General features: G+C 40.4%; 25 protein-coding genes. 6 read left to right on the top strand and 19 right to left on the bottom strand.

Annotation, left to right across the window (positions count from 1 at the left end; genetic code table 11):
* Positions 1–83: 83 nt before the first annotated feature.
* The 17 genes from ACEQ81_RS06000 to ACEQ81_RS05920 all read right to left on the bottom strand — a co-directional run bounded on the left by ACEQ81_RS06000 (position 84) and on the right by ACEQ81_RS05920 (position 12,407).
* Entirely contained in the window at positions 84–794 is a 711-nt protein-coding gene (locus ACEQ81_RS06000; RefSeq protein ID WP_411029943.1) for a LytR/AlgR family response regulator transcription factor, read from the bottom strand.
* A 2-nt stretch (positions 795–796) separates the two neighbouring features.
* Positions 797–1,120: an Hpt domain-containing protein gene (locus ACEQ81_RS05995; RefSeq protein ID WP_411029942.1), complete on the bottom strand. Its 324-nt coding sequence runs from the start codon at positions 1,118–1,120 to the stop codon at positions 797–799.
* Positions 1,117–2,715 carry a PAS domain S-box protein gene (locus tag ACEQ81_RS05990; RefSeq protein WP_411029941.1) on the bottom strand — a complete coding sequence of 533 codons (1,599 nt, stop codon included), beginning with the start codon at positions 2,713–2,715 and terminating at the stop codon, positions 1,117–1,119. Before ACEQ81_RS05990 ends, ACEQ81_RS05995 begins: the two co-directional genes overlap by 4 nt.
* Positions 2,708–3,250, bottom strand: a complete 543-nt coding sequence (locus tag ACEQ81_RS05985; protein WP_411029940.1) for a heme NO-binding domain-containing protein — start codon at positions 3,248–3,250, stop codon at positions 2,708–2,710. Before ACEQ81_RS05985 ends, ACEQ81_RS05990 begins: the two co-directional genes overlap by 8 nt.
* Positions 3,251–3,328: 78 nt before the next feature.
* A complete protein-coding gene (locus ACEQ81_RS05980; protein ID WP_411029939.1) occupies positions 3,329–3,730 on the bottom strand; it encodes a response regulator in 402 nt (133 codons plus the stop codon).
* Positions 3,731–3,867: 137 nt separating this feature from the next.
* Positions 3,868–4,227: a VOC family protein gene (locus ACEQ81_RS05975; RefSeq protein ID WP_411029938.1), complete on the bottom strand. Its 360-nt coding sequence runs from the start codon at positions 4,225–4,227 to the stop codon at positions 3,868–3,870.
* A 65-nt stretch (positions 4,228–4,292) separates the two neighbouring features.
* Positions 4,293–5,294 carry a metal-dependent hydrolase gene (locus ACEQ81_RS05970; RefSeq protein WP_411029937.1) on the bottom strand — a complete coding sequence of 334 codons (1,002 nt, stop codon included), beginning with the start codon at positions 5,292–5,294 and terminating at the stop codon, positions 4,293–4,295.
* Positions 5,295–5,304: 10 nt separating this feature from the next.
* On the bottom strand, positions 5,305–7,074 hold the full coding sequence (locus tag ACEQ81_RS05965) for a MutS-related protein (protein WP_411029936.1): 1,770 nt from the start codon (positions 7,072–7,074) through the stop codon (positions 5,305–5,307).
* A gap of 48 nt (positions 7,075–7,122) precedes the next feature.
* Complete coding sequence (locus ACEQ81_RS05960; protein ID WP_411029935.1) at positions 7,123–7,482, bottom strand: MmcQ/YjbR family DNA-binding protein; 360 nt, start codon at positions 7,480–7,482, stop codon at positions 7,123–7,125.
* Between the two features lie 13 nt (positions 7,483–7,495).
* Positions 7,496–7,897 (bottom strand): Dabb family protein, encoded by a 402-nt coding sequence (locus tag ACEQ81_RS05955; RefSeq protein WP_411029934.1) that lies wholly within the window; start codon positions 7,895–7,897, stop codon positions 7,496–7,498.
* 8 nt (positions 7,898–7,905) lie between these two features.
* Positions 7,906–8,526, bottom strand: coding sequence for a DUF4230 domain-containing protein (locus ACEQ81_RS05950; protein ID WP_411029933.1), 621 nt, complete (start codon positions 8,524–8,526; stop codon positions 7,906–7,908).
* A complete protein-coding gene (locus ACEQ81_RS05945; RefSeq protein WP_411029932.1) occupies positions 8,519–8,875 on the bottom strand; it encodes a DUF4260 domain-containing protein in 357 nt (118 codons plus the stop codon). Before ACEQ81_RS05945 ends, ACEQ81_RS05950 begins: the two co-directional genes overlap by 8 nt.
* A complete protein-coding gene (locus ACEQ81_RS05940; protein WP_411029931.1) occupies positions 8,872–9,624 on the bottom strand; it encodes a cyclase family protein in 753 nt (250 codons plus the stop codon). The genes ACEQ81_RS05945 and ACEQ81_RS05940 overlap by 4 nt, the downstream gene beginning before the upstream one ends.
* A gap of 31 nt (positions 9,625–9,655) precedes the next feature.
* Positions 9,656–10,792 carry a radical SAM family heme chaperone HemW gene (gene hemW / locus ACEQ81_RS05935; RefSeq protein WP_411029930.1) on the bottom strand — a complete coding sequence of 379 codons (1,137 nt, stop codon included), beginning with the start codon at positions 10,790–10,792 and terminating at the stop codon, positions 9,656–9,658.
* Between the two features lie 92 nt (positions 10,793–10,884).
* Positions 10,885–11,313: a four helix bundle protein gene (locus ACEQ81_RS05930; protein ID WP_411029929.1), complete on the bottom strand. Its 429-nt coding sequence runs from the start codon at positions 11,311–11,313 to the stop codon at positions 10,885–10,887.
* A 52-nt stretch (positions 11,314–11,365) separates the two neighbouring features.
* On the bottom strand, positions 11,366–11,923 hold the full coding sequence (gene ruvC / locus ACEQ81_RS05925; protein ID WP_411029928.1) for a crossover junction endodeoxyribonuclease RuvC: 558 nt from the start codon (positions 11,921–11,923) through the stop codon (positions 11,366–11,368).
* A 7-nt stretch (positions 11,924–11,930) separates the two neighbouring features.
* Complete coding sequence (locus ACEQ81_RS05920) at positions 11,931–12,407, bottom strand: hypothetical protein (protein WP_411029927.1); 477 nt, start codon at positions 12,405–12,407, stop codon at positions 11,931–11,933.
* 128 nt (positions 12,408–12,535) lie between these two features.
* Here ACEQ81_RS05920 and ACEQ81_RS05915 point away from each other — a divergent pair, with 128 nt between their 5' ends.
* The gene (locus tag ACEQ81_RS05915; protein WP_411029926.1) at positions 12,536–13,051 is read left to right on the top strand and encodes a DUF456 domain-containing protein; all 516 of its coding nucleotides are present in this window, start codon (positions 12,536–12,538) and stop codon (positions 13,049–13,051) included.
* Positions 13,052–13,055: 4 nt separating this feature from the next.
* Here the strand turns inward: ACEQ81_RS05915 and ACEQ81_RS05910 are convergent, their stop codons facing one another.
* On the bottom strand, positions 13,056–13,610 hold the full coding sequence (locus ACEQ81_RS05910; RefSeq protein ID WP_411029925.1) for a nitroreductase: 555 nt from the start codon (positions 13,608–13,610) through the stop codon (positions 13,056–13,058).
* A gap of 63 nt (positions 13,611–13,673) precedes the next feature.
* Positions 13,674–14,561: a LysR family transcriptional regulator gene (locus ACEQ81_RS05905; RefSeq protein WP_411029924.1), complete on the bottom strand. Its 888-nt coding sequence runs from the start codon at positions 14,559–14,561 to the stop codon at positions 13,674–13,676.
* Between the two features lie 81 nt (positions 14,562–14,642).
* Between ACEQ81_RS05905 and hutH the strand changes: the two genes are divergently transcribed.
* Genes hutH through hutF form a run of 5 tightly spaced genes read left to right on the top strand, consistent with a single transcriptional unit; the run spans position 14,643 to position 21,713 of the window.
* Entirely contained in the window at positions 14,643–16,220 is a 1,578-nt protein-coding gene (gene hutH / locus ACEQ81_RS05900) for a histidine ammonia-lyase (RefSeq protein WP_411029923.1), read from the top strand.
* Positions 16,221–16,224: 4 nt separating this feature from the next.
* A complete protein-coding gene (hutI, locus tag ACEQ81_RS05895) occupies positions 16,225–17,481 on the top strand; it encodes an imidazolonepropionase (RefSeq protein ID WP_411029922.1) in 1,257 nt (418 codons plus the stop codon).
* A gap of 5 nt (positions 17,482–17,486) precedes the next feature.
* Positions 17,487–19,508 (top strand): urocanate hydratase, encoded by a 2,022-nt coding sequence (locus ACEQ81_RS05890; RefSeq protein ID WP_411029921.1) that lies wholly within the window; start codon positions 17,487–17,489, stop codon positions 19,506–19,508.
* Between the two features lie 19 nt (positions 19,509–19,527).
* Positions 19,528–20,337 (top strand): N-formylglutamate amidohydrolase, encoded by an 810-nt coding sequence (locus ACEQ81_RS05885; RefSeq protein ID WP_411029920.1) that lies wholly within the window; start codon positions 19,528–19,530, stop codon positions 20,335–20,337.
* Positions 20,334–21,713, top strand: a complete 1,380-nt coding sequence (gene hutF / locus ACEQ81_RS05880) for a formimidoylglutamate deiminase (protein WP_411029919.1) — start codon at positions 20,334–20,336, stop codon at positions 21,711–21,713. The genes ACEQ81_RS05885 and hutF overlap by 4 nt, the downstream gene beginning before the upstream one ends.
* The last annotated feature ends 4 nt before the right edge of the window (positions 21,714–21,717 follow it).

The following is a 21,717-nucleotide window of genomic DNA, read 5'->3' as shown; positions in this document are numbered from 1 at the left end:
CCTTACTTACTATTGAGAATTGGTGGTTGCTTCGGTGAATGGAAGGTTACTGTAGGTAGAATTAAAGGAAGTATAGCCCTAAATTATAACAGATTTAATCTTCTCATCAATTCTGGGCGATTAGATCTACTTATTGGTATTACATTTTTCTCAATAAGCACGCTATTATCCTCAATATCAATTATTTTGGTAAAATTTATAATGAAGGATCTGTGTATTTGCAAAAAGGTATTATCGGGTAATTTTTCCTTGATTTTTTTAAGGGTAGAATGTACTCTATAGGTCTCTTTTTCTGTTTTAACGTTTATATAATCTCCTTGGGCCTCTATTAATAGTATCTGGTTTAAGTTTAGTTTAATCAATCTGCGATCTATATTGATATAGAGTTCTCCTGCCCCCGCTGTTTCCGTTAGGGCCCCTTCTTGAGCTAAAGGCTGCTTGGCCAAGGCATTTTTTACTTTTTGCAAAGACTTTTCAAAACGTTCCCAACCAAGGGGCTTCACCAAGTAATCTACTATGGCTTCATATTCATAAGCAGCTATCGCGAAATCCTTGTCTGAGGTGGTCAATACAATCTTTGGTGGATTTTTTAAGGTCTGTACAAAGTCGAAACCCGTGAAGCCTGGCATATGTATATCCAAAAAAATAACATCTACGGTATGTTGATTTAAGAATTTTATAGCGTCTATGGCACTTGGAAACTCCTCAATAACGTCCAAATCGGGAACTTTAGAACATAGTTGTGCCACAATGGCCCTAGCGGCCGCCTCGTCGTCTACAATAATACAATTCATGGTCAAATGGTTTTAATATAAGCTTCTATGGTTTCTAAAACCTTTAGAAAATGTGCATGTAGGGCCATATCGCCATTTCTTAGGTCTTCCTCGTACGCTACTGCCAGGCCATATCCTTTGGCCAGACCAAGCACATTGAATTTATGCTTTAATTTATGTACGTTTAATGCTGCGGCCCTTGGCCTTTTATGCTTAACGTTGTCCAAATACTCTTCCTTCTCCAAAGGAAATTCTTCTTGTAAGATAGTGATGAATTTTTTTTCAAAAGCTTCATCATCTCCTGCCAGTTCCTTTATATAATCTATATTGGGGCGTTCTTGCCTCATAGTTGTTTTTTAATGGTAAAATGAAAGGTAGTGCCCTTACCTTGCGTTGAATTCAACCATATTTTGCCTTGATATAGGTCTATGATTTTCTTTACGATGGAAAGGCCTATACCGGTAGACCGTTCTCCGTCTCCAATAGATTGGAATATTTTAAAGATTTTTTCGTGATATTCCTTTGCGATCCCTATACCGTTATCTTTGATTTGAAACTCCCAACATTGGTCCTTCTCTTTACTGCTTACTTCTACCAGACCTTCTTTCTTCTCTATATTCACCACTGCATTACTGATCAAATTTTGAAACAATTGATGCATTTGGGTACGATCTGCCTTAATAGTGGGCAGGGTATTCATAATAACAATATTGACATGTTCCGGTATAAAGATGATTTCTCTAATATGTTGTACCACCTCGTTTATATCCACTTTCTTGTTTTCTAAGGTTTCACTGGTAATACTAGAATATTTGAGCACCCCATCGATTAGTCTGTCCATGGCTTCTATCTTCTCGTGCATCATACTAAGGTTATATAAACCATTATCGTCTAGTACCTCCTTATAATCCTCAGTCATCCAGGTAGCCAATGCACTCAGGCTTCTTAGGGGAGATTTAAGATCGTGCGATACAATATGTGCGTACTCTTGTAGCCCCTGGTTACTGGTCTCTAACTCTTTCAAAAGCCTTTCTTTTTGTATTTCGAGATTTCTTTGATCGGTAATATCCTCAATCATCGCCACCTGATATTCCAATTTTCCTTCCTCACTTTTTATGGCGTTGACCGAAGTTTTTGCCAAAAGGCTGGTGCCGTTTTTTCTGAGGTACCTTTTAACTACCGAAAAGCTATCTAACTCCCCTTTGTTCATCTGGGCCATTAAATTGGCAGAAGTCTCTATGTCTTCGGGAGAGGAAATATCTTTTACACTAAGTTTTTTTAGTTCTGCCTCTGAATATCCCAATAAATCTATGAAGGTCTTATTCGCCTTTTCTATTTCTCCGTCTACGGTTAGTACAATACTAAGGGGGGAATTCTCTATGATTATATCCAACTGTTTTTTTTGCTCGGCCAACAAATGTTTTATTTCCGTTTCTTGAGTAGTATCGCGAATAATTCCTTGGGCGGCTATAGGTTTTCCATTTTGATCGTAAATTAAGCTACTGTTGATCTGCACGTATTTTTCTGATCCATCCTTAACAATGATCTTGGCTCTATAATTTTTAAGAGTCCCTACTTTCAAAAGCGAAGCAAAAGACTCTACAGTATATTGTATATATTCCTTGGCCACAAGGTTCTCTAAGTTTATTGGTTCTTTGGTGTGGTCATAGCCTAGGAAATTCTTAGCGGACACATTCATATTAATAACGTTGAACTGCAAATCCATTACCACATAAGGATCAATGATATTGATGAAAACACCATCCAATTCCGAGGTCTTTTCACTTAGCAGGTTCTCTAGTCTGCTATTGGCTTCCTTAAGATGATGTGCGGTATCGTATAGCTCCTTGGATTTTTCCTCCAATATTTTTTCGGCCATGGCCCTTGCCTTTTTTTGACGGTCCAGAGCTTTTTTTAGAAGTAAAACCTCTTTGCTATCCATTTTGGACAATATCAAATTTTACTTCGGTACCATCTTCCTTCAGTAGTTCATAGGTAATCTCCGCGCTTCCATTAAAGTGTTCGAACGCTTTTTGCATCAATCCATGGGCCAATCTATACAAACCTCTAGAGGAAGTATAGATCATGGAAATGGAAGTATCTGTTTTTTCCAAAATTTTGAACGTGGGAAGTTCAGCATCCGGATAGAGTTTCTTTACATGTACATGTATATGATCTTCTATGGAATATAAGAGGTTTATGGGTGATGTATAACTCTGAATAACCTCTGGGTGTGCTTTGCCCAAACTTGTGAAAAGAAATAGTCCAAAAGTATAAACAAGGTCGTCCACAGGCACCTTTACTTGGTTACTGAGATTGGTAATAAGGCTTACCATTTCATTAAAATCATATGTACCTACCGAAGTATAAATACCTTCTGATTGTAATTGCGAGTCCTCAATTATGGTATCGACCACTTCTAACCCAAAGTTAGATTCTACCATGTCCATAAACTCTGTGAAAACTATTCCCTTCATGTACTACTTGGTTTATAGGCCTAAAGTAGGAATTTTAGTACCTTGTTGGAAAATATTGTTGTGAAATGAGGATTTTTGCTATGCTTTTACTAGCTCATTTACTTCCCAATACTGAAAAACCTTTTTCAGTTTTTCTTCATAATCCTCATATTTTAAAGGCTTTATAACGTAGCCAGCAATTCCAATTCGGTAGCACTCCAACAAATCGGCCCTATTTTCAGATGTTGTCAATACAATGGTGGGTAAGTATTTAAAAGTCTCATCGGCCTTAAGGACCTTAAGAAATTCAATACCGCTCATCCTGGGCATATTTAGATCCAACAGAATGATATCCGGGAGTTTGGCGCCCGATTTTAATACCTCCAATGCTTCCTCTCCATTCTTAGTTTCGGTGATACGATGTTTTAACTGCAGTTTGGAGACCGTTCTTTGTAATTTCATAGTCTCTATAGTATCGTCCTCAATAAATAATACGTCCATAGCGGTTTAAGTTAAGGTAAGTTGTAAACTTCTAAAATTACGGATTAAAAAAAAGTGAAGTGTAGACGAATGGAAATTAAGTGTAGACGAATGGTACTTTTCCTTCGGTCTTTGTTTTTGCAAAACCTTAGGTACTTCTATACAAGCTTAAAATAGGGATTGTAGATCAACCCCAAAATATTGCCCCAAGGGTCTTTTACCGTTGCAACCATTAATTCCCCTCCTACATTGGCAGGAACTTCGTGCGAAGTTGCGCCCATTCCTAGTAGACGATCGTATTCCTTTTGTATTTGGGTAACGCCCCAATAGGCAAGTACACTTTCGGGCTTTTCATTGCTAGATTTTTCAGGCCTCAATCCCAGTTCATAACCCCCTATATTGAACCCAATATAAAAAGGGTCCTCAAAATAGGGTTGTTGCCCAAAGGCCTCGGAATACCATGTTTTGGCTTTTTCCATATCCGATACCATATAAATTGCAGTGCGTAATCCTAGCATAATCAGTATTGCTTTAAACGGGTAAATATAAGAATTTGACCAACGTCCAGAGGTACTGTATGGAACTAGTTTCCAAGTATACGTTTCCAAAGCTCTGAGAGTAACTTTTGCCCTTCCGTATCAAACTTTTCGGTCTCTTCCATGGTAACCGCTCCTTTTTCCAAAAGAATTTTATAACTAAACACAAACTGTGTCTCCTCCGGATCTAGACTAATCAAACCAAACCTAAGATCATTAAAATAAAGCTGTTCCTTATCATTGGAAATGGTAAACCATCCTTCCGCAATGTTGATCATTCGTTTTATCTTATCTTTTTCCCTTAAACTACCAAGCAGTTCATGGTTTTTTGGATATGACCTAAAGGCAATGGGTTTGGAATCAAAAAATGAATAATCCCCAATTAGGTAGGCATCTTGGGTATCCACATTTGCGGTCCAGAGCAGCGAGTTAAAAGGTGTGGGCCTGGTAGCAATTTCAGTATACGCTATTTGTTGTTCTTCCAAATTTTGTTTGAACTTTTGATAAGTAACTGCTTTTAGCACTAAGGTCAGCAATAAATATGTACTGCTAACAATTAAGCCAAGATTGTTCCATTTTCTACGTTTGGGGTCCGTTCTTTTTCTCCGCATCGCAAGCACCAAAAACACTAAGAACGGCAAGGTATAAAGTGGGTCTATGACAAAAATATTCTGAAATGCCAACCGTATCTTAAAGGGCCAGAACAGTTGTGTACCCCAAGTAGTAAAAACATCTAAAATGGGATGGGTAAACAACCCCCAGAACATTAAAGAGGCCCAGTCTTTCCAGGTCGCTGCACTTTTTTGTTCTATTTTCGATATCAAAAATCCAAAGACCGGTGCACAAAGTATACTAAAGAGTATAGAGTGGCTAAAGCCCCTGTGCTGCTCTATTGTGGTTACGGTATCGGCAAAGTAACCTACAAAAATATCCAAATCGGGAATGGTACCGGCAATGGCACCATAAAGCATAGCTTTGTTCCCTACCTTTTTTCCTAAAACTGCCTCCCCAACGGCAGCACCCAATACAATTTGTGTTAACGAATCCATATTTGGTCGGTTATACTATTTCCATTTTTTTAAGCAGAAAGGAAGCGTTCATATTTTTGCAAATGCCTTTTTTAAATTTATAATCAAAATGCAGCTCGTCATCGATTATTTCTGCATCAAAAAAATAATTTTCCACTTGGGGTATCTGTTTTGCCACCTCACATAAGCTAAGATCGTGGGTAGCTATTATCCCTGTAGACTTTGAAACCACTAATTTTTCCACAAATTTTTTGGACCCGATCGCTTTGTCCGTACTGTTGGTTCCTTTCAGGATTTCATCGAGCACAATAAAATAGTTGTCTTTTTCAATTTCATCAACTATGAATTTTAACCTCTTCAACTCCGAAAAAAAGTACGATTCATCATCCGTTAGGGAATCAGAGGTTCGCATACTGGTAATCAGTTTAATAGGTGAATATTCCATAACCGACGCGTGCACTGGAAGCCCCATATTGGCCATGACTATTTGTAAGGACACCGTTCGTAAAAAAGTACTCTTACCCGCCATATTTGCACCCGTAATAATTAGAAAATTCTCTTTATCAATATGTACATCGTTCAAGACCCCTTGTGCAGGATCCAATAAAGGATGCCCTGCATCTTTGGCTTTGAGAACCGTACTTTCCTTTGATAAAATCGGGAATGAATAGGTGGGATGGTTAAAACCAAAATTCCCTAAGCTGTTGTAGGCATCAAAAAAAGCAATGGTATCAAACCACTGTTCAACCTTGGTTCCATTTTTTAAGATCCATTTTTCAATTCTATATGATTGTACTAGGTCCCATAATAAAAATCCATTGCCCAAAAAGCCGAAAAGCATATTGTTGCGCTGATCCAAGGCACCTAAAATATCCGAAAACTGCTTTAGTACCGTAGATGACTTTTCGGTACCGCTTAAGATTTGCCCTTGTTCTTCCTTTAGCAGTTGCGCCGAAAACCCTTGTTGTTCTATTTCTAGAATTAATCTCTGATATTGACGAAAAGTACTTTGAACTTTACCCGTTGCTTCTGATAATTTGTTAATCCTAGCAAGAAATCCGCCAGTAATCCCAAGTCCCAAAAGGAACCAGTAAAAAAGGATCCACCCCGAAATACCATCCAGAAAGTAAACTGTAAAAAGGGTGATTGAAATACCCGAAAACACAAAGGGTAACCAGCCCATGATCTTAGGCACAAAACAACTATATGTCTTAAACCATTTTACAATTACATGGGTAGGGGTCTCTGCTTGTACCAACGTTGCTATGGCACTGAATTCTTGCCGCCATTCGGGCATTTTGGAAAGTTCCGCTATGGCTTGCTGTTTTTCAATAATGCCATTTACCGAATTTGCCGTCAACAATTTGGCAAAAACCCTACTGCCCTGCACCAAACTGGTTCGATTTACATATTGATAAAAAGATCCTCTTCCGAATAAATCTATATCCTGACTGAAACTATGTTTGGGATCCTTAAATTCCTCTCCGGTCGGAAGCTCATGAAAATTGCGCTTAAGCACCTCTATTTCTGTTTCGTTTATTTTTAATAGCGCCAACATTTTGTTACGTCGGTATTGAAGGTCTGTATATTTGGATACCAGAAAAACAAAAAGGACAGCGGTAATCAATACTACGCCCAATAGCATCTTAACACTTGCAAACACAAAATAAACTCCTAGAATGGCTAACAAAAACACCAAAATCCGCAAAACACTATAAACTAAAAGCTGCTTTTTTACCTTAGCCAATTCTTCTTGATGTAGACTTATTTGTTTGGTATAAAAAGAAATTGGGTCTTCCATTGGAACTGTTCCAAAATTTATTAAACGTTAAAGATATAGCTTCTAACCCTAGACCAAAGTATCGTACTCTGCCTTTAATTTTTTGGTGAATTTGGAAATTACCAGCTCATAGGAATGATCTATCAGTTCCATAATCAGTTCTGGGGCCAAATGCTCTAGTAAAATGGTATTCCAATGCACCTTGCTCATATGATAACCAGGTATTATATTACCATCATAGGTTTCTCGCAAGGTTATGGCACGTTCTGGATCGCACTTTAAATTGGCTTGGGGCGGAAGACGCTCCAATGCTGTAAGAGCAAACATTTTCCCCATCACTTTAAAGACCAGGGTATTTTCATCGAACGGGAATTCTTCGGTGACCCCCTTTTTCGAAATACAAAAATTCCTAAACTCCTCTATATTCATACACTCAAAGATATTATTGCGCTATCCCCTGTGAATCATATACAATGACCTTTTCCCAAAGGTCTTTGCACTCTTCAATGAACAATAGATGGGGTTCTTCTTTTTGATAGCCTTCTTGGGCTGCTGCAGATTCGAACGTAACGATCAGGGAGTAGGTAAACGAGCCATCCACCACATCTCTACTTGCTTTTGGCGGTTTTCCGATAAAATCGGTCTTGGCAAACTTGGAATTATCTAAAAACTGTTGAAGTGATTTCTCAAATCTGGCTCTATCCGCTTCATTATCAGGGTTTTTAAACCAAAAATAAACGGTATGGGCAAAGGAAGGATCAAATGTTTTCATAGTATTCTCGACTTGTGCATAGGTTGTAATGGCAAATGCCAAAAGTAATAATGTACAGATGTATTTTTTCATATAAAATATTATTTTTTTAGTTGTTCTTGTTTAAGAGGTATTTCCAAAGCGCTATAATCCAATTTCCAACCTATGGTCTCTGCAATACTTTCGATAAGTAATATTGCTTCCAATACTTCGCGCTTCGCGGTATCCATAAGGCCACTATTGGGTATTTTTTCTTTTATATGTTGCTTGGCTTCCAAGTTTAGAGCCGTTAGGTCATCGGGTGAAAAAGCATTGAAGAGCCCATTTTTTATATCGTAAAATTGAAGCTCGGGTTCTATGGACAGTACTTCAGGTTCGGGAAAATTTGTAAGTACAATTTTTTTTCGGGCATTGTCCGCATGCATTTTTACCTTTTTAAGGTCATAGCCTATATGAGCTTTGGCATTTATTACGATCAACGCTTTCTTTTTGCTACTTACTAAACTCATAAAGCGTTCCTTAGTGTTTTCGTATTTATAAATCTCTGCAAAATCCCCTTCAACGGAAACCAGTTTGCAAACGCTCCTAATTTTATCCAGCAATACAATAGATTGATGTTCCGTTAATTCCTTGCTTTTTTTCTTCCGAAAAAAGGAAAACATCCAGAACATAAGTATTGCCCCCAAGATGAGGCCCAGAAAAGCTTCCAATATACTATCCATTATTGCCAATTTCCCCCAAATGTGTATACTTAAATCCCTTTTTATATTTTAAACCGTATCCGAAGATCCTATCCAAAGAAGCATGCGAAAACAATATAACACCTAGTAACTGACCTAAAGGTAATGAAAGATAGGTTCCCAATAGGTAGATTAAAATTGCTATGCCTTTATGATGAAATAGGTTATAGCTAAATGCCCCTACCCGATTATTAAACAGGTATCCCACGGCACCAATGTCCGGGGTAAGTATTAATACCAAAAACCACCACCATTGAAATGGCAATAGTCCAAAAAGATAAATGCCTAGTCCAAACATAAACAGTTCTTCTATCCTCAACAATTGTTTCATACTTCTAGAATATTATAAAGTACGGGTCTACTAGGGCTAGCATCGTTTTCAAAGGGCGCTACCTGCAGATTTAAAAAATAGTCCCCGTCAACAATAGAATTATCTATAAAAACAAACTCTGTAATGGTTGCATGCATCCTTCGTGGACCATCAAAATCCCAAAATGCTTTATGTGCCAATAAAGCTCCACTGTCCTTTTCGCGATCTACAGACGGTAGGTCTATCAGTAAATGCTCTACGCCCTGTTCAGCCAAAAACTTTGCCGCCTGCTCCAATAGATAGGGCGGATTTGTGTGCGAATATTGCCTTGTCTTTTTTTCATTAAAATTGGGCAGGGTCCTTATAACCAAGGCCTGCGGTTTTTTATCTCCCATGGCATATTGTAACTGTTTGCGAGAGATCACAAAATCTTCTTGATACTTTTCAGGGGCAATAGTAATCACCTGGGCAAAAAAGAAAAAAGAACTGAGTAGGTCATTGACAGAGTGGAATTCTTTGGTGATGTGGCCTATGCACTCCGTATGCGTGCCGTGGGCATGAGGATTAAAATAGATGTCATTGAAATTGGTAGACGCCCCTTCGGACACCTTCCCCAAAAAACCTTCAGCTTTATGAGGCGCTATTCTAGGAGGGTCTACATACCAAGCATTTACATTAGAACCATCTCCCCTAAGTGGTATTGAAATATCCAAGGGTCTAGACAGGTCTATATTATAGTCTTTGTTATTATAATTTATGGTCGAAATCAAATCGATACTATGGATTACTGCTAAATAAAAATTACTCTTCTAATTTAAGCATAAACAGGTCACTTGCAATTCCATCGCTTAAAAACTTGCCTTTTTTTGAAACTACCAAGGTGTCCTTTTGCATGAAAAGAAGGCCTTTTTTTAAATTCGCTTCTGCCTGATGCAACAAATAATCGTGATATTTTTCACCAAATTCAGATCTAATTTTGGGTATGGAGACCCCCCAAATAGTCCTTAAGCCTGTCATTACATACTCGTTATAACGATCCCTTTTGGATAGCACTTCGGTTTCCATGGGGAGTTCGTTATTGCTGATTGCTTTAATATATTTTGGATTGTTGCTTAGATTCCAGCTTCTGCTCTTTCCATTATACGAATGTGCGGACGGCCCAATACCTAGGTACTTTTTCCCTAGCCAATAGGCCGTGTTGTTCTGGGAGAAATATCCCGGTTTGCCAAAATTTGAGATCTCATAACAGACATACCCTGCCTCATCTAACAACCCAGTAAGTGTGGCGTAGTGCTCTTCGGCAACACCATCATCTAAGGGAGCTACAAGGCCCTTGTCTATAAAATTTGCTAGTGCCGTTTTTGGTTCTACAGTAAGGGCATAACTAGAGATATGAGGTATTCCGTAGGCAAGTGCCTTTTCTATATTCCGTTCCCATCGCTCATGGCTCATGTCCGGTAGTCCATAAATAAGATCAATAGAAATATTTTTAAAATGTGATCCTACCTCGGATAAGCACGCGCTGGCTTGTTCAGCAGAATGGGCGCGATTCATAAACTTTAGGTCTTCGTCAAAAAACGATTGTATACCAATGCTTAAACGGTTTATTGGGGAGGCTGCCAATTCCCTTATTTTTTTTATCGATAAATCATCCGGATTGGCCTCTAAGGTAATCTCCGGATTTTCAGTAACCTTATAATTGACGTATACCGTTTCTATGAGTCCGGTTATTTCCGTACTGCTCAAAACCGATGGCGTACCTCCACCAAAATAAATGGTGCCTACTTCTTCACTTTCAAATTCGCCCTTCCGTAACTCCAGTTCCTTATGAAGTGCTAAAAGCATGGACTCCTTTTTTCCCATACTTGTAGAGAAATGGAAATCACAGTAATGGCAGGCCTGTTTACAAAAAGGGATATGGATGTATATTCCGCTCATTTCAGTTAGCAGTTAGCAGTTAGCAGTTAGCAGTTAGCAGTTAGCAGTTAGCAGTTAGCAGTTAGCAGTTAGCAGTTAGCAAGATTAAACACTTAATTCGTTATATTGATCCTAGTTGTTTTTAATATCGAAAACATAATTTTGGATAATTCATCGGCCAAACCCAATAATCCGTTGGCTTTGACAGAAGGAATATAATCAGCATCCCTCAATAAGTTTAGCCAATACTTAGTTTCAAGACTTTCTTTATACGCAATGGATATCTTGGAAGAAAAATCGGCTTTAGAAATAGCCCCGTTTGCTTCAGATATGTTTGCCCCGATAGAGGTTCCTGCCTTCAACAATTGTTTTGACAACACAAATTCTTTTTCCCTAAAAGTCACTTCCTTATAAATTTTAACGATTTCTAAAGCAAAGGCATACGACTTTTTAGATAAAGGATTATCTTTCATTTTCAGTAAAATAAGTAGGTTATTTAATTTGATATTCTTAACGGCCAACATGCAAAGCACATCGTTCATTGATAATTGATAATTGTTTATTGCTAATTGCTCATTGATAATTGCTTATTGTTCATTGCTTATCGATCTTGCCAGAATTTTGTTTCACAAAGGCTTCCCAGCCCGAATAGGATTTTCCTACCTCTACACGACCTTCGTTATAAAAATGACATACGGCGGCGGCAAGGCCATCGGTACTGTCCAAATTTTTGGGGAGCGATTTTAATGCCAATACGCTTTGGAGCATTTTGGCAACCTGTTCTTTACTGGCATTACCGTTCCCTGTTATGGCCATTTTTATTTTTTTCGGTAAATATTCCGTTATTGGTATTTGTCTTGAAAGGCCAGCAGCCATCGCCACACCTTGGGCACGGCCCAACTTTAGCATAGACTGTACATTTTTGCCATAAAACGGGGCTTCTATAGCTATCTCATCAGGATGATAAGTCTCTATAAGCTCTAGGGTACGATCAAATATAAGTTTAAGTTTGGTGTAGGGGTCATTGTACTTTTTAAGGACCAACTCATTCATTTGGATAAAGGTCATCTTCTTATCCACTACTTTGATAATACCAAAACCCATAATGGAGGTACCAGGATCTATCCCTAATATTATTTTTTCGTTCGTCAAAATATATTCAATTGGTTGTAAGTACTATGGGTATGCGAAATTTGGCACTTACGGGGATTCCCCTTTTCAATGCTGGTTCTACCCGTGGCAAACTTTTAAGACTTCGGGCAATAATGCCATCAAATTCTGGCATTTGCGTATCTATGGAATCGTGTTTTTCTATTTTCAACATTTTAAGGGTACCGTCATTATCCACTAAAAAATCCACGTAAGCGGTACCTTGGAACTCTTCGTCAAAAATAAATTCAAAATCTTGCAAGGCCATGGAAAAGTGCGTCAACAAGGTGTTTTCAAAACACGCACGTTGCCCTTCTTTTGAAGCAGTCTCATCACAGTCTAGGAATAAAGGATATTGATCCACATCGTTCCAATTGATGCTCTGCATTTCTTTACTCACCAACTTCTTGGTCTTTACTTCTTTAGAGGCCAACCAATCGCACGAGGAGAAAAGACATAACAACCCTAAAGCGCACAACTTCCGCATGAGCGTAAAATTCTTTGCGGGAAATTACGATTTTTTAAACAATTTAAATTGGATGCCGTACTTTATCGGTATAACCTAAAAGGGTTGTAACAAATCTGTCCTATCTTCGTCAAACAGAAAACAAACGAATGGATATTACACTTCTTATTATTGGACTTCTCTTAATGATCATAGGGATCTTGGGAAGCTTTCTTCCCGTGCTTCCAGGGCCTCCAATAAGTTGGGTAGGGCTGCTACTTCTTTATCTTACAAAAGCAATACCAGACGACTGGTTTGTATTGGGAATTACCTTGGCTGTAGCTTTAATTGTGGTTGCTTTGGATTACATTATTCCGGCTATGGGCACCAAAAAATTTGGTGGTAGTAAAGCGGGTATGTTTGGCACCACCATTGGACTGGTAGTGGCGCTAATTTTTCCTATTCTTGGGATTCTAGGCATTATTGTATGGCCTTTTATAGGCGCCCTGGTAGGAGAACTGATCAACAAGGCCGACAATAAGACGGCCTTAAAGGCCGCATTTGGATCCTTTATTGGTTTTCTTACCGGTACTTTTTTAAAGTTTGTGGTAACCGTTGTTTACCTAGGGCTTTTTATTTCAAAGGCTTGGGAGTACAAAGGGGCACTTTTTCCATTCTTCGATTAGCGCCCTACTCTAACCAAACCACTTTTTCTTCAATTGCTGATCTGGATACTGCCGGAATCTTGTCATCATAATAACCCATGTAAAAGAATCCCAGACATTTTTCGCCCTTCGCCAAAGCAAAAAAATCATCCATATACTTTATCAAACTTGGTGAACTCCAATAACAACCAATACCCATTTGGGTACAACAGAGCCACATGTTTTGGACCGCCATGGCCACGGAGGCAATCTCTTCCCATTCCGGTATGCTTTCCAAAGGATCCCTTTGCATACATATAGCGATTATGGCGCCGGCCTTCTTTGGGTTCTCCATCAATTTTTTGACTTTGAACTCCTTAGGCTTGGGTTCGTTGTCCATATATTTTAAGGACAGAAACAGTCCTAGTTTGGTTTTGGCCTCGCCCTGTAACACTTTAAACCGCCAAGGTTCTGTTTTTTTGTGCGTGGGTGCCCAAGTGGCCGCCTCCAAAATCTTCTCAATATCGGCCTTGGCTATGGGTTTATCATTGTATTGTGCCGGAAATACAGAACGCCTGTTCTTTACTAATTCGAAAATCATACCACTCCTTTAAAAGAATTTCAAAGTTAAGTCATTGAAATGATAAAACATTGTGTGCAATAGTTAGCTTTTTAACAACAAATCTATACAGTGTTCCAAAGCAGGGTTTCTGTTATCTTCTTTCCAGATTACCGCGAGTACAGCTTTCTGAGGTATTTTTTTTAATTCGATAAATTTTACGTCCATCTGAAAACCATACTGCAGTGATGTAGGAACAATAGCAACGCCCAACTTGTTCTCCACCAATTTAAAAATAGTTTGCGCATGAACGGATTTATGGGAAACATTGGGGGAAAAACCGGCGTTTTCGCAAATGCTCATAACGGTATCATAATACAGCGGACTGTAATCTTGGGAAAACAAAATGAAATCTTCACTTATCAACTGGCGCATACCCCTAAAATTATCGGTATCCAAAGGATGTTCCATAGGAAGCACCAAAGAAAAAGTATCTTCAAAAACCTTTTGGATATTTATTCCTTTGGGAACCCTCTCCAACCTAACAAAACCAATATCCAAACGATCTTTGGCAATGGCGCTCACTTGCGAATTGTTAGACAATTCTTCCAAGCTAGTTTTAATGCCGGGAAAACCATTTTTGAGTTCTACCAACAACTTAGGGACAACATTTTGCATGGCAGACCCCAAAAACCCTATTCTTATTTCCCCAGAATTGCCTTCATCGATAAGTTTTAAATTTTTTTTGGTAAGCTCTAAATGATTTTGAATAAACTCAATTTCACCCTTCAGATATTCCCCTGCCGCGGTAAGGCTCACTTTCTTTTTATTTCTGATAAAGAGTTGTGTCCCCAAAATTTCTTCCATTTGTTTTATTTGCCGGCTTAGTCCCGGCTGGGAAATAAATAGCTTTTCCGCCGCTTTTCTGTAATGTAATTCTTCTGCCACCGCCAAAAAATAATTAAAATGTCGAAGTTCCAATTGATAACTCATAGTTATTGATTATTGATTTAGATGGTATTTTTAATTATCAAACTTAATCAATAATTTTATATTGTTAAAACTGTTTTCAGCATGGATATATCAAAGAATTTTTTATTTGGCGAACATTACCTTACCGCAGGGATTGCCTTGGCAATTTGTAGAGGAGAAGTCCAAGGAGAAATATCCGGAGAGGCCAGAAAAAATATAAGGGCCAACAGGCAAATTGTAGAGAACATTGTAGAGCAGGGCGAAGCCGTCTACGGCATAAATACGGGTTTTGGACCATTATGTACCACAAAGATTTCCAAGGCCGAAACAAAAATACTACAGACCAACATCTTAAAGAGTCATAGCGTTGGCGTTGGCGAGCCCATAGCCAGCGAAATAGCAAAGTTGATGTTGATTCTTAAGGTGCATTCGCTTTCCAAAGGACATTCCGGGATAGCGGAAACCACTTTGGACCGTATTTTATGGCATATTACCAACGATGCCATTCCCGTTGTTCCCTCGCAAGGTTCTGTAGGAGCTTCGGGAGATCTGGCACCTCTTTCCCATCTGTTTCTTCCGCTTATTGGTTTGGGAAAAGTAAATTATAAGGGTGAAACCATAACTACAGAGGAGTTTTTTAATAAAACAGGGCTTGGTACCTTGGAGCTGGGTCCCAAAGAAGGACTGGCACTTATAAACGGCACCCAATTTATTGCTGCCCATGCAGTTAAGGTGGTTGATAAACTACAAAGTTGCCTTAATCAGGCAGATATCATTGGTGCCATGATGATCGAAGGCCTCCAGGGTTCTATAAAACCCTTTTATGATGAACTACATGCGTTAAGGCCCTTTAAAGGCAATGTACATGTGGCCTCTAGGGTAAAATCGCTCTTAAAGGGCTCCGAAATCATGGAAGACCATGTAGATTGCGAACGTGTGCAAGACCCCTACTCGCTGCGGTGTATTCCGCAAGTACACGGCGCTTCTAGAAATGCGTGGTTGCATCTAAAGGAATTGCTAGAAATTGAACTTAATTCTGTTACTGACAACCCCATTATCATAAATGAGGAACTTACTATAAGTGGGGGCAGTTTTCACGGACAACCCTTGGCCATGGCCTTGGATTATGCCTGCTTGGCTGCCTCGGAAATAGGGAATATCTCTGACCGCCGAATTTATCTGGCCCTTGAAGGTAATAGCCCCGGAGTGCCAAAACTGCTTATGGAAGATACAGGTATCAACTCGGGATACATGATTTTGCAATACACAACCGCCGCTCTCGCAAGTGAAAATAAGGGATTGTGTTTTCCTTCCAGTGCAGATAGTATCCCAACCTCTTTAGGACAGGAAGACCACGTAAGCATGGGATCCATCGGCGGCAGAAAAGCGCTTCAGGTAATTGAAAATGTTGAAAAAATATTGGCCATAGAATTGTTGACGGCCTCCCAGGCCTTTGAATTTAGAAAGCCTTTAAAATCTGGGATACTTCTAGATATGGTGCATCAAAAAGTTAGGAGTAAAGTAAGTTTTGCGGATAAAGATCGCGTCTTTTCTGACGATATTGAACTAGGGCTTCAAATGATAAAACAAGGAACCATCCTACAAGTTATCAGCGAGACCTTAGCCAAGGAAGAACTCTCCCTAAGCACGCCTTTTTCACACGAATTTGAAGTATATTGATACTATGAAAAAAATCAAACTAATAGGTCCTTTTAAACAACTACTCCCCATGACCGGATTGCCCCTTAGGGGCGCTTTGCAAGATGAAGAACTCCTAATTATTGAAGATGGCGGCGTTTTGGTAGAGGACAATGTTATATATGCTACAGGAAGGTTCACGGACCTGATGTCACAAGCCAAAACATTGAATGCAGAATTGGTAACGTTGACGGGTGATGTGGTTTGTTTACCCGGTTTTATAGACACCCATACCCATATCTGCTTTGGCGGATCTAGGGCCAACGACTATGCCATGCGAAATGCCGGAAAGTCTTATTTGGAAATTGCCAAAGCGGGTGGTGGTATTTGGGACACGGTAACCCAGACCAGAAAAGCCAGTAAAGAGCAACTTACAACAGGTATAGTTGCCCGGGCCAACAGACATCTTCGGCATGGGGTCACTACTATAGAGGTTAAAAGTGGTTATGGTCTTTCCGTTGATGAAGAACTGAAAATGCTACGCGCCATTAAAACTGCGGATAAAAACATCCCTGCAAGCCTAATACCCACCTGTTTGGCGGCACATATGTTTCCAAAAGATTATAACGGTACCGCAGAAGAATACTTATCAGAAATAGCCACATCACTTTTTCCCAAACTAAAAGAAGAGCAATTGACCAACCGCGTAGACGCTTTTATTGAGGAAAGTGCTTTTTCCCAAGAAGTAATTCGCCCCTATTTTGAAAAAGCGGTATCCATGGGATTCGACATAACGGTACATGCAGATCAATTTTCTACCGGAGGTAGTGAAATAGCTGTGGAAATCGGTGCAATCAGCGCCGATCATTTGGAGGCAAGCACCGAAAAGGAAATTAATCTTTTGGCAAGCAGTAATGTAATAGCCACCGCATTACCTGGGGCATCCATGGGCTTGGGCTGCAACTATACACCAGGCCGAAAAATTCTGGATGCCGGTGGGACATTGGCCATTGCAAGCGATTGGAACCCTGGTTCTGCACCTATGGGTAATTTATTGATGCAGGCCACAGTGTTCGGAACTTTTGAAAAACTGACCAACTTAGAAATATTGGCGGGCATTACCACTAGGGCCGCTGCCGCATTAAAGCTAACCGATAGGGGAAGCCTAGAGGTTGGACATTTGGCAGATCTTACCATATTTCCCACCCACGACTACAAGGAAATTCTGTACCAGCAAGGGATGCTCATTCCCAGCATGGTGTGGAAAGAGGGAGACTTGGTTTTTAATGGACAAAAAGCATAATACAGATGGAAAGTACCACGCAGTTAGATTTTAAATCGCAAGTATTACAGGGCATTCCGGCCAATTTACCGGAAAAGAAACCATATCCCGACAACGCCAACAGTGCGCCTAAACGAAAGGATATCCTTGCTTTGGAAGAAAAAAGACTAGCCGTTCGTAACGCCCTTCGCTACTTTCCAAAAGAATGGCACCAAGAATTGGCACAGGAGTTTGCCGCGGAATTGGAAGAATACGGTAGGATCTATATGCATCGTTTTAAACCAGATTACGCAATGTACGCCAGACCTGTGGGTGAATATCCGGCCAAGTCGCATCAAGCGGCCTGTATTATGCTGATGATACAGAATAATCTGGACCCAAAAGTAGCGCAACATCCCGAAGAATTAATTACCTATGGGGGCAACGGTGCCGTATTTCAAAACTGGGCACAATACCTGCTCACCATGCAATATCTGGCCAATATGACCCAAGAACAGACCTTACATATCTATTCTGGTCATCCCATGGGACTGTTCCCATCATCACCCGAAGCTCCACGGGTTGTAGTTACCAACGGTATGATGATCCCCAATTATTCCAAACCAGACGATTGGGAAAAGTACAATGCTTTGGGCGTAACCCAGTACGGGCAAATGACTGCCGGATCCTATATGTACATTGGTCCTCAGGGCATTGTTCATGGAACAGCTATAACGGTAATGAACGCTTTTAGAAAAGTATTGGGGAAATCTGAGTCTTCCGCCGGAAAGATATTCCTTACCGCTGGTCTGGGAGGTATGAGCGGTGCCCAGCCCAAGGCCGGAAACATAGCCGGTTGTATCACCGTTTGTGCCGAGGTAAACGCCGCCGCCGCCCACAAAAGACACGAACAAGGTTGGGTAGATGAGTTGATGGATGATATGGATGCCCTTGTTGCCCGTTGTAAAAGAGCCGTAGAAGCAAATGAAGTGGTTTCTATTGCCTTTCTTGGAAATGTGGTAGACGTATGGGAAAAGTTTTATGATGAAGAACTGTTTGTTCATCTGGGGTCCGACCAAACATCCCTGCACAACCCTTGGTCCGGGGGGTATTATCCGGTTGGATTAAGTTTTGAGGAAGCCAACGGATTAATGAGCCAAAACCCGGAAGCATTTAAGAACCACGTGCAAAAATCCTTACGAAGACAAGCGGAAGCCATAAACAAGCATACGGAAAGAGGCACTTATTTCTTTGACTATGGCAATGCTTTTCTTCTAGAAGCTTCCCGTGCCGGAGCTGATGTTATGGCCGCGAATAAAATCGATTTTAAATACCCTTCCTATGTGCAAGACATTTTAGGGCCGATGTGTTTTGACTATGGCTTTGGTCCGTTCAGATGGGTCTGTACCTCTGGCAACCCAAAGGATCTTCAGAAGACCGATGCTATCGCCCTAGCGGTTATGAAACAAATTAGGCAAGATGCCCCAGAAGAGATCCAACAGCAAATGCAAGACAATATCACATGGATCGAAGAAGCAGAAAACAACAAATTAGTAGTAGGTTCACAAGCCAGAATACTGTATGCAGATGCCGAAGGCAGGGCAAAAATTGCGGAGGCATTTAATCAAGCCATAAATACGGGTGAGATTACCTTCCCTGTAGTCCTAGGACGCGATCACCACGATGTTAGCGGTACGGATTCTCCCTTTAGGGAAACCAGCAACATCTACGACGGCAGCAAGTTCACTGCCGACATGGCCATACATAATGTTATAGGCGATAGTTTTAGAGGAGCTACCTGGGTATCTATCCACAATGGCGGTGGTGTAGGTTGGGGTGAAGTGATCAATGGAGGATTCGGAATGGTACTCGATGGCTCGGAAGAAGCCTCGAGGCGTTTACAGAGCATGTTGTTCTATGATGTTAATAATGGTATATCTAGAAGAAGCTGGGCAAGAAATAAGGAAGCCTTATTTGCAATAAAACGCGAAATGGAAAGAACTCCCGACCTAAAAGTAACCTTACCCAATTTGGTGGAGGATGGACTGTTGGACAATCTATTTAATTAAAATTTAATGTAGCGGAACTATGGATGTATTCAATATTAAAATGCCCAAGTCACCTTTGGTGCCCATAGTGATCAGTGTTCCGCATTCTGGCACCGGTTTTCCCAAAGAAGTGAAGGGTCTTTACAAAAAAAGAATGCGCAAACACCTCGATGATACGGATTGGTATGTGCACAAGCTATATAAGTTTGCCCCTTCCCTGGGCATTACGTTGATAAGGGCAAATCTTAGTAGATGGGTCATAGATCTTAATAGAGACCCGAAAAGTGTTCCACTCTACAACGACCAACGATTGATAACCTCGAATACCCCAACAACCGATTTTTTTGGTAACAAAATCTACAAATCCTCTAGTTTTGAACCAGACCAAGAAGAGAAGACACGCAGGTTAAAAGCATATTACAACCCTTATTATGACAAGTTGATGGCTCTTCTGGCCGAGCGAAAGAAACAATTTGGACATGTACTTCTCTGGGATGCACACTCTATCCGCCATAGGGTAAGTACCATTCAGGAAACTCCTTTTCCAGATATGATATTGGGCAATAATGATGAAAAGACTGCCAGTCCATTGCTGATCAATACAGCGCTCAAAGGATTGAGGTCTGGGAATTTTAAGGTAAGTCATAATTCGCCTTTTAAAGGAGGACACATTACCCGTTATTTTGGAAAGCCTGAGGAGAATGTCCATACGTTACAGCTCGAAATGAACAAAATACTGTATATGGACGACAATGAAATCACTTACAACAAGACGCGTGCAAAACAAGTACAAAAAGTACTTAAGCACACTATGGAAACACTTATCGAAACCATGAAGACCGCTTTATGAAAACCTATCTGTTCAAAGGTATACTACAAAATAATGGCTGGCTGCCGAATATGGGGATTACGGTAAATACCGTCGGAACCGTGACCGATATTTTTTCATTCGACCCAAATATTCAAACACAACAGGTGCTTGGTGGTTATGCATTACCTGCTTTTCAGAATGCACATTCGCATGCCTTTCAATATGCTATGGCGGGCTTGGCGGAAAGACATGAAAACAAAGCTGCCCAAGATGATTTCTGGGGATGGCGCGAAGCCATGTACCAGTTGGCGCTTTCCTTGGACCCCGATCAGATGGAAGCCGTGGCAACTATGCTCTACACAGAAATGGCAAGACATGGGTACACCAACGTAGCCGAATTTCATTATGTACACCACGATAAAAATGGAAAACCTTACGCCAATTTGGCGGAAATGGGGAGCAGATTGATATCTGCGGCAAAAACCGTTGGCCTTGGTATTACCCTAGTTCCCATTTTTTATCAAAAAGGCGGTTTTGGACTGGAACCGAACGAAAGACAAAGACGTTTTATCTCCCCTACCATTGAAGACTATCTAAAGCTCTTGGAAGCAAGCAAAGCGGCTTGCAAACATTATTCGCATGCTAACATTGCTATGGGTATACATTCCATGCGTGGGGTAGAACCTCTAGATATTGTGGAAATTGCCAAATCCGGACCACAAGACTTCCCCTTTCATATTCATGTTTCGGAACAGAAAAAAGAGGTGGCCGATGCCATGGAATATTTGGGTAAAAGGCCGGTGCAATGGTTATTGGACAACGTAGGTCTTAACGACAGATTTCACCTGGTACATGCCACACATCTAAGCGACGACGAAATTGCCAGATTGGCCAAAAGCAAAACGCACGTAGTGCTTTGCCCAAGTACCGAAGGAAACCTTGGGGATGGGTTGTTTCCATTACGGAAATACGAAGAGCATGGCGGAAAATGGAGTATTGGCACAGACAGTCATGTTGGGCTAAGTCCCGTGGAGGAATTACGAATATTAGACTATGGGCAACGGTTAACTTCCCATAATCGCAATAGCTATTCTTATCATACTCATGGCGACAGTGGAATGCATGCCTTGGAAATGGCAACCCTAAGTGGCCGAAAAGCTATGGGCAACACTACATCGGATTTCTTCAAGATCGGGCAACCATTAAACGCTTGTGTAATTGATGCTTCCGCACCTTTAATTGCAAGTTCTTCCATGGAGAACCTTGCCTCTACCATCGTATATGCCGGAGATCCTAGTTTAAATTTGAACACCATTTCACACGGACAATTGATTACCAGAGCTGGGGTACACCAACAACAAGTATCCATAACACAAACCTTTTTATCGGCAATGGAGACCTTAAAGAACAGGTAGCCGG

Source organism: Spongiimicrobium sp. 3-5, from assembly GCF_046557915.1.
Classification (GTDB): Bacteria; Bacteroidota; Bacteroidia; order Flavobacteriales; family Flavobacteriaceae; genus JBHEBG01.
Note: the sequence above shows the minus strand (reverse complement) of the source record. Positions and strands in the feature narration are given on the sequence as shown.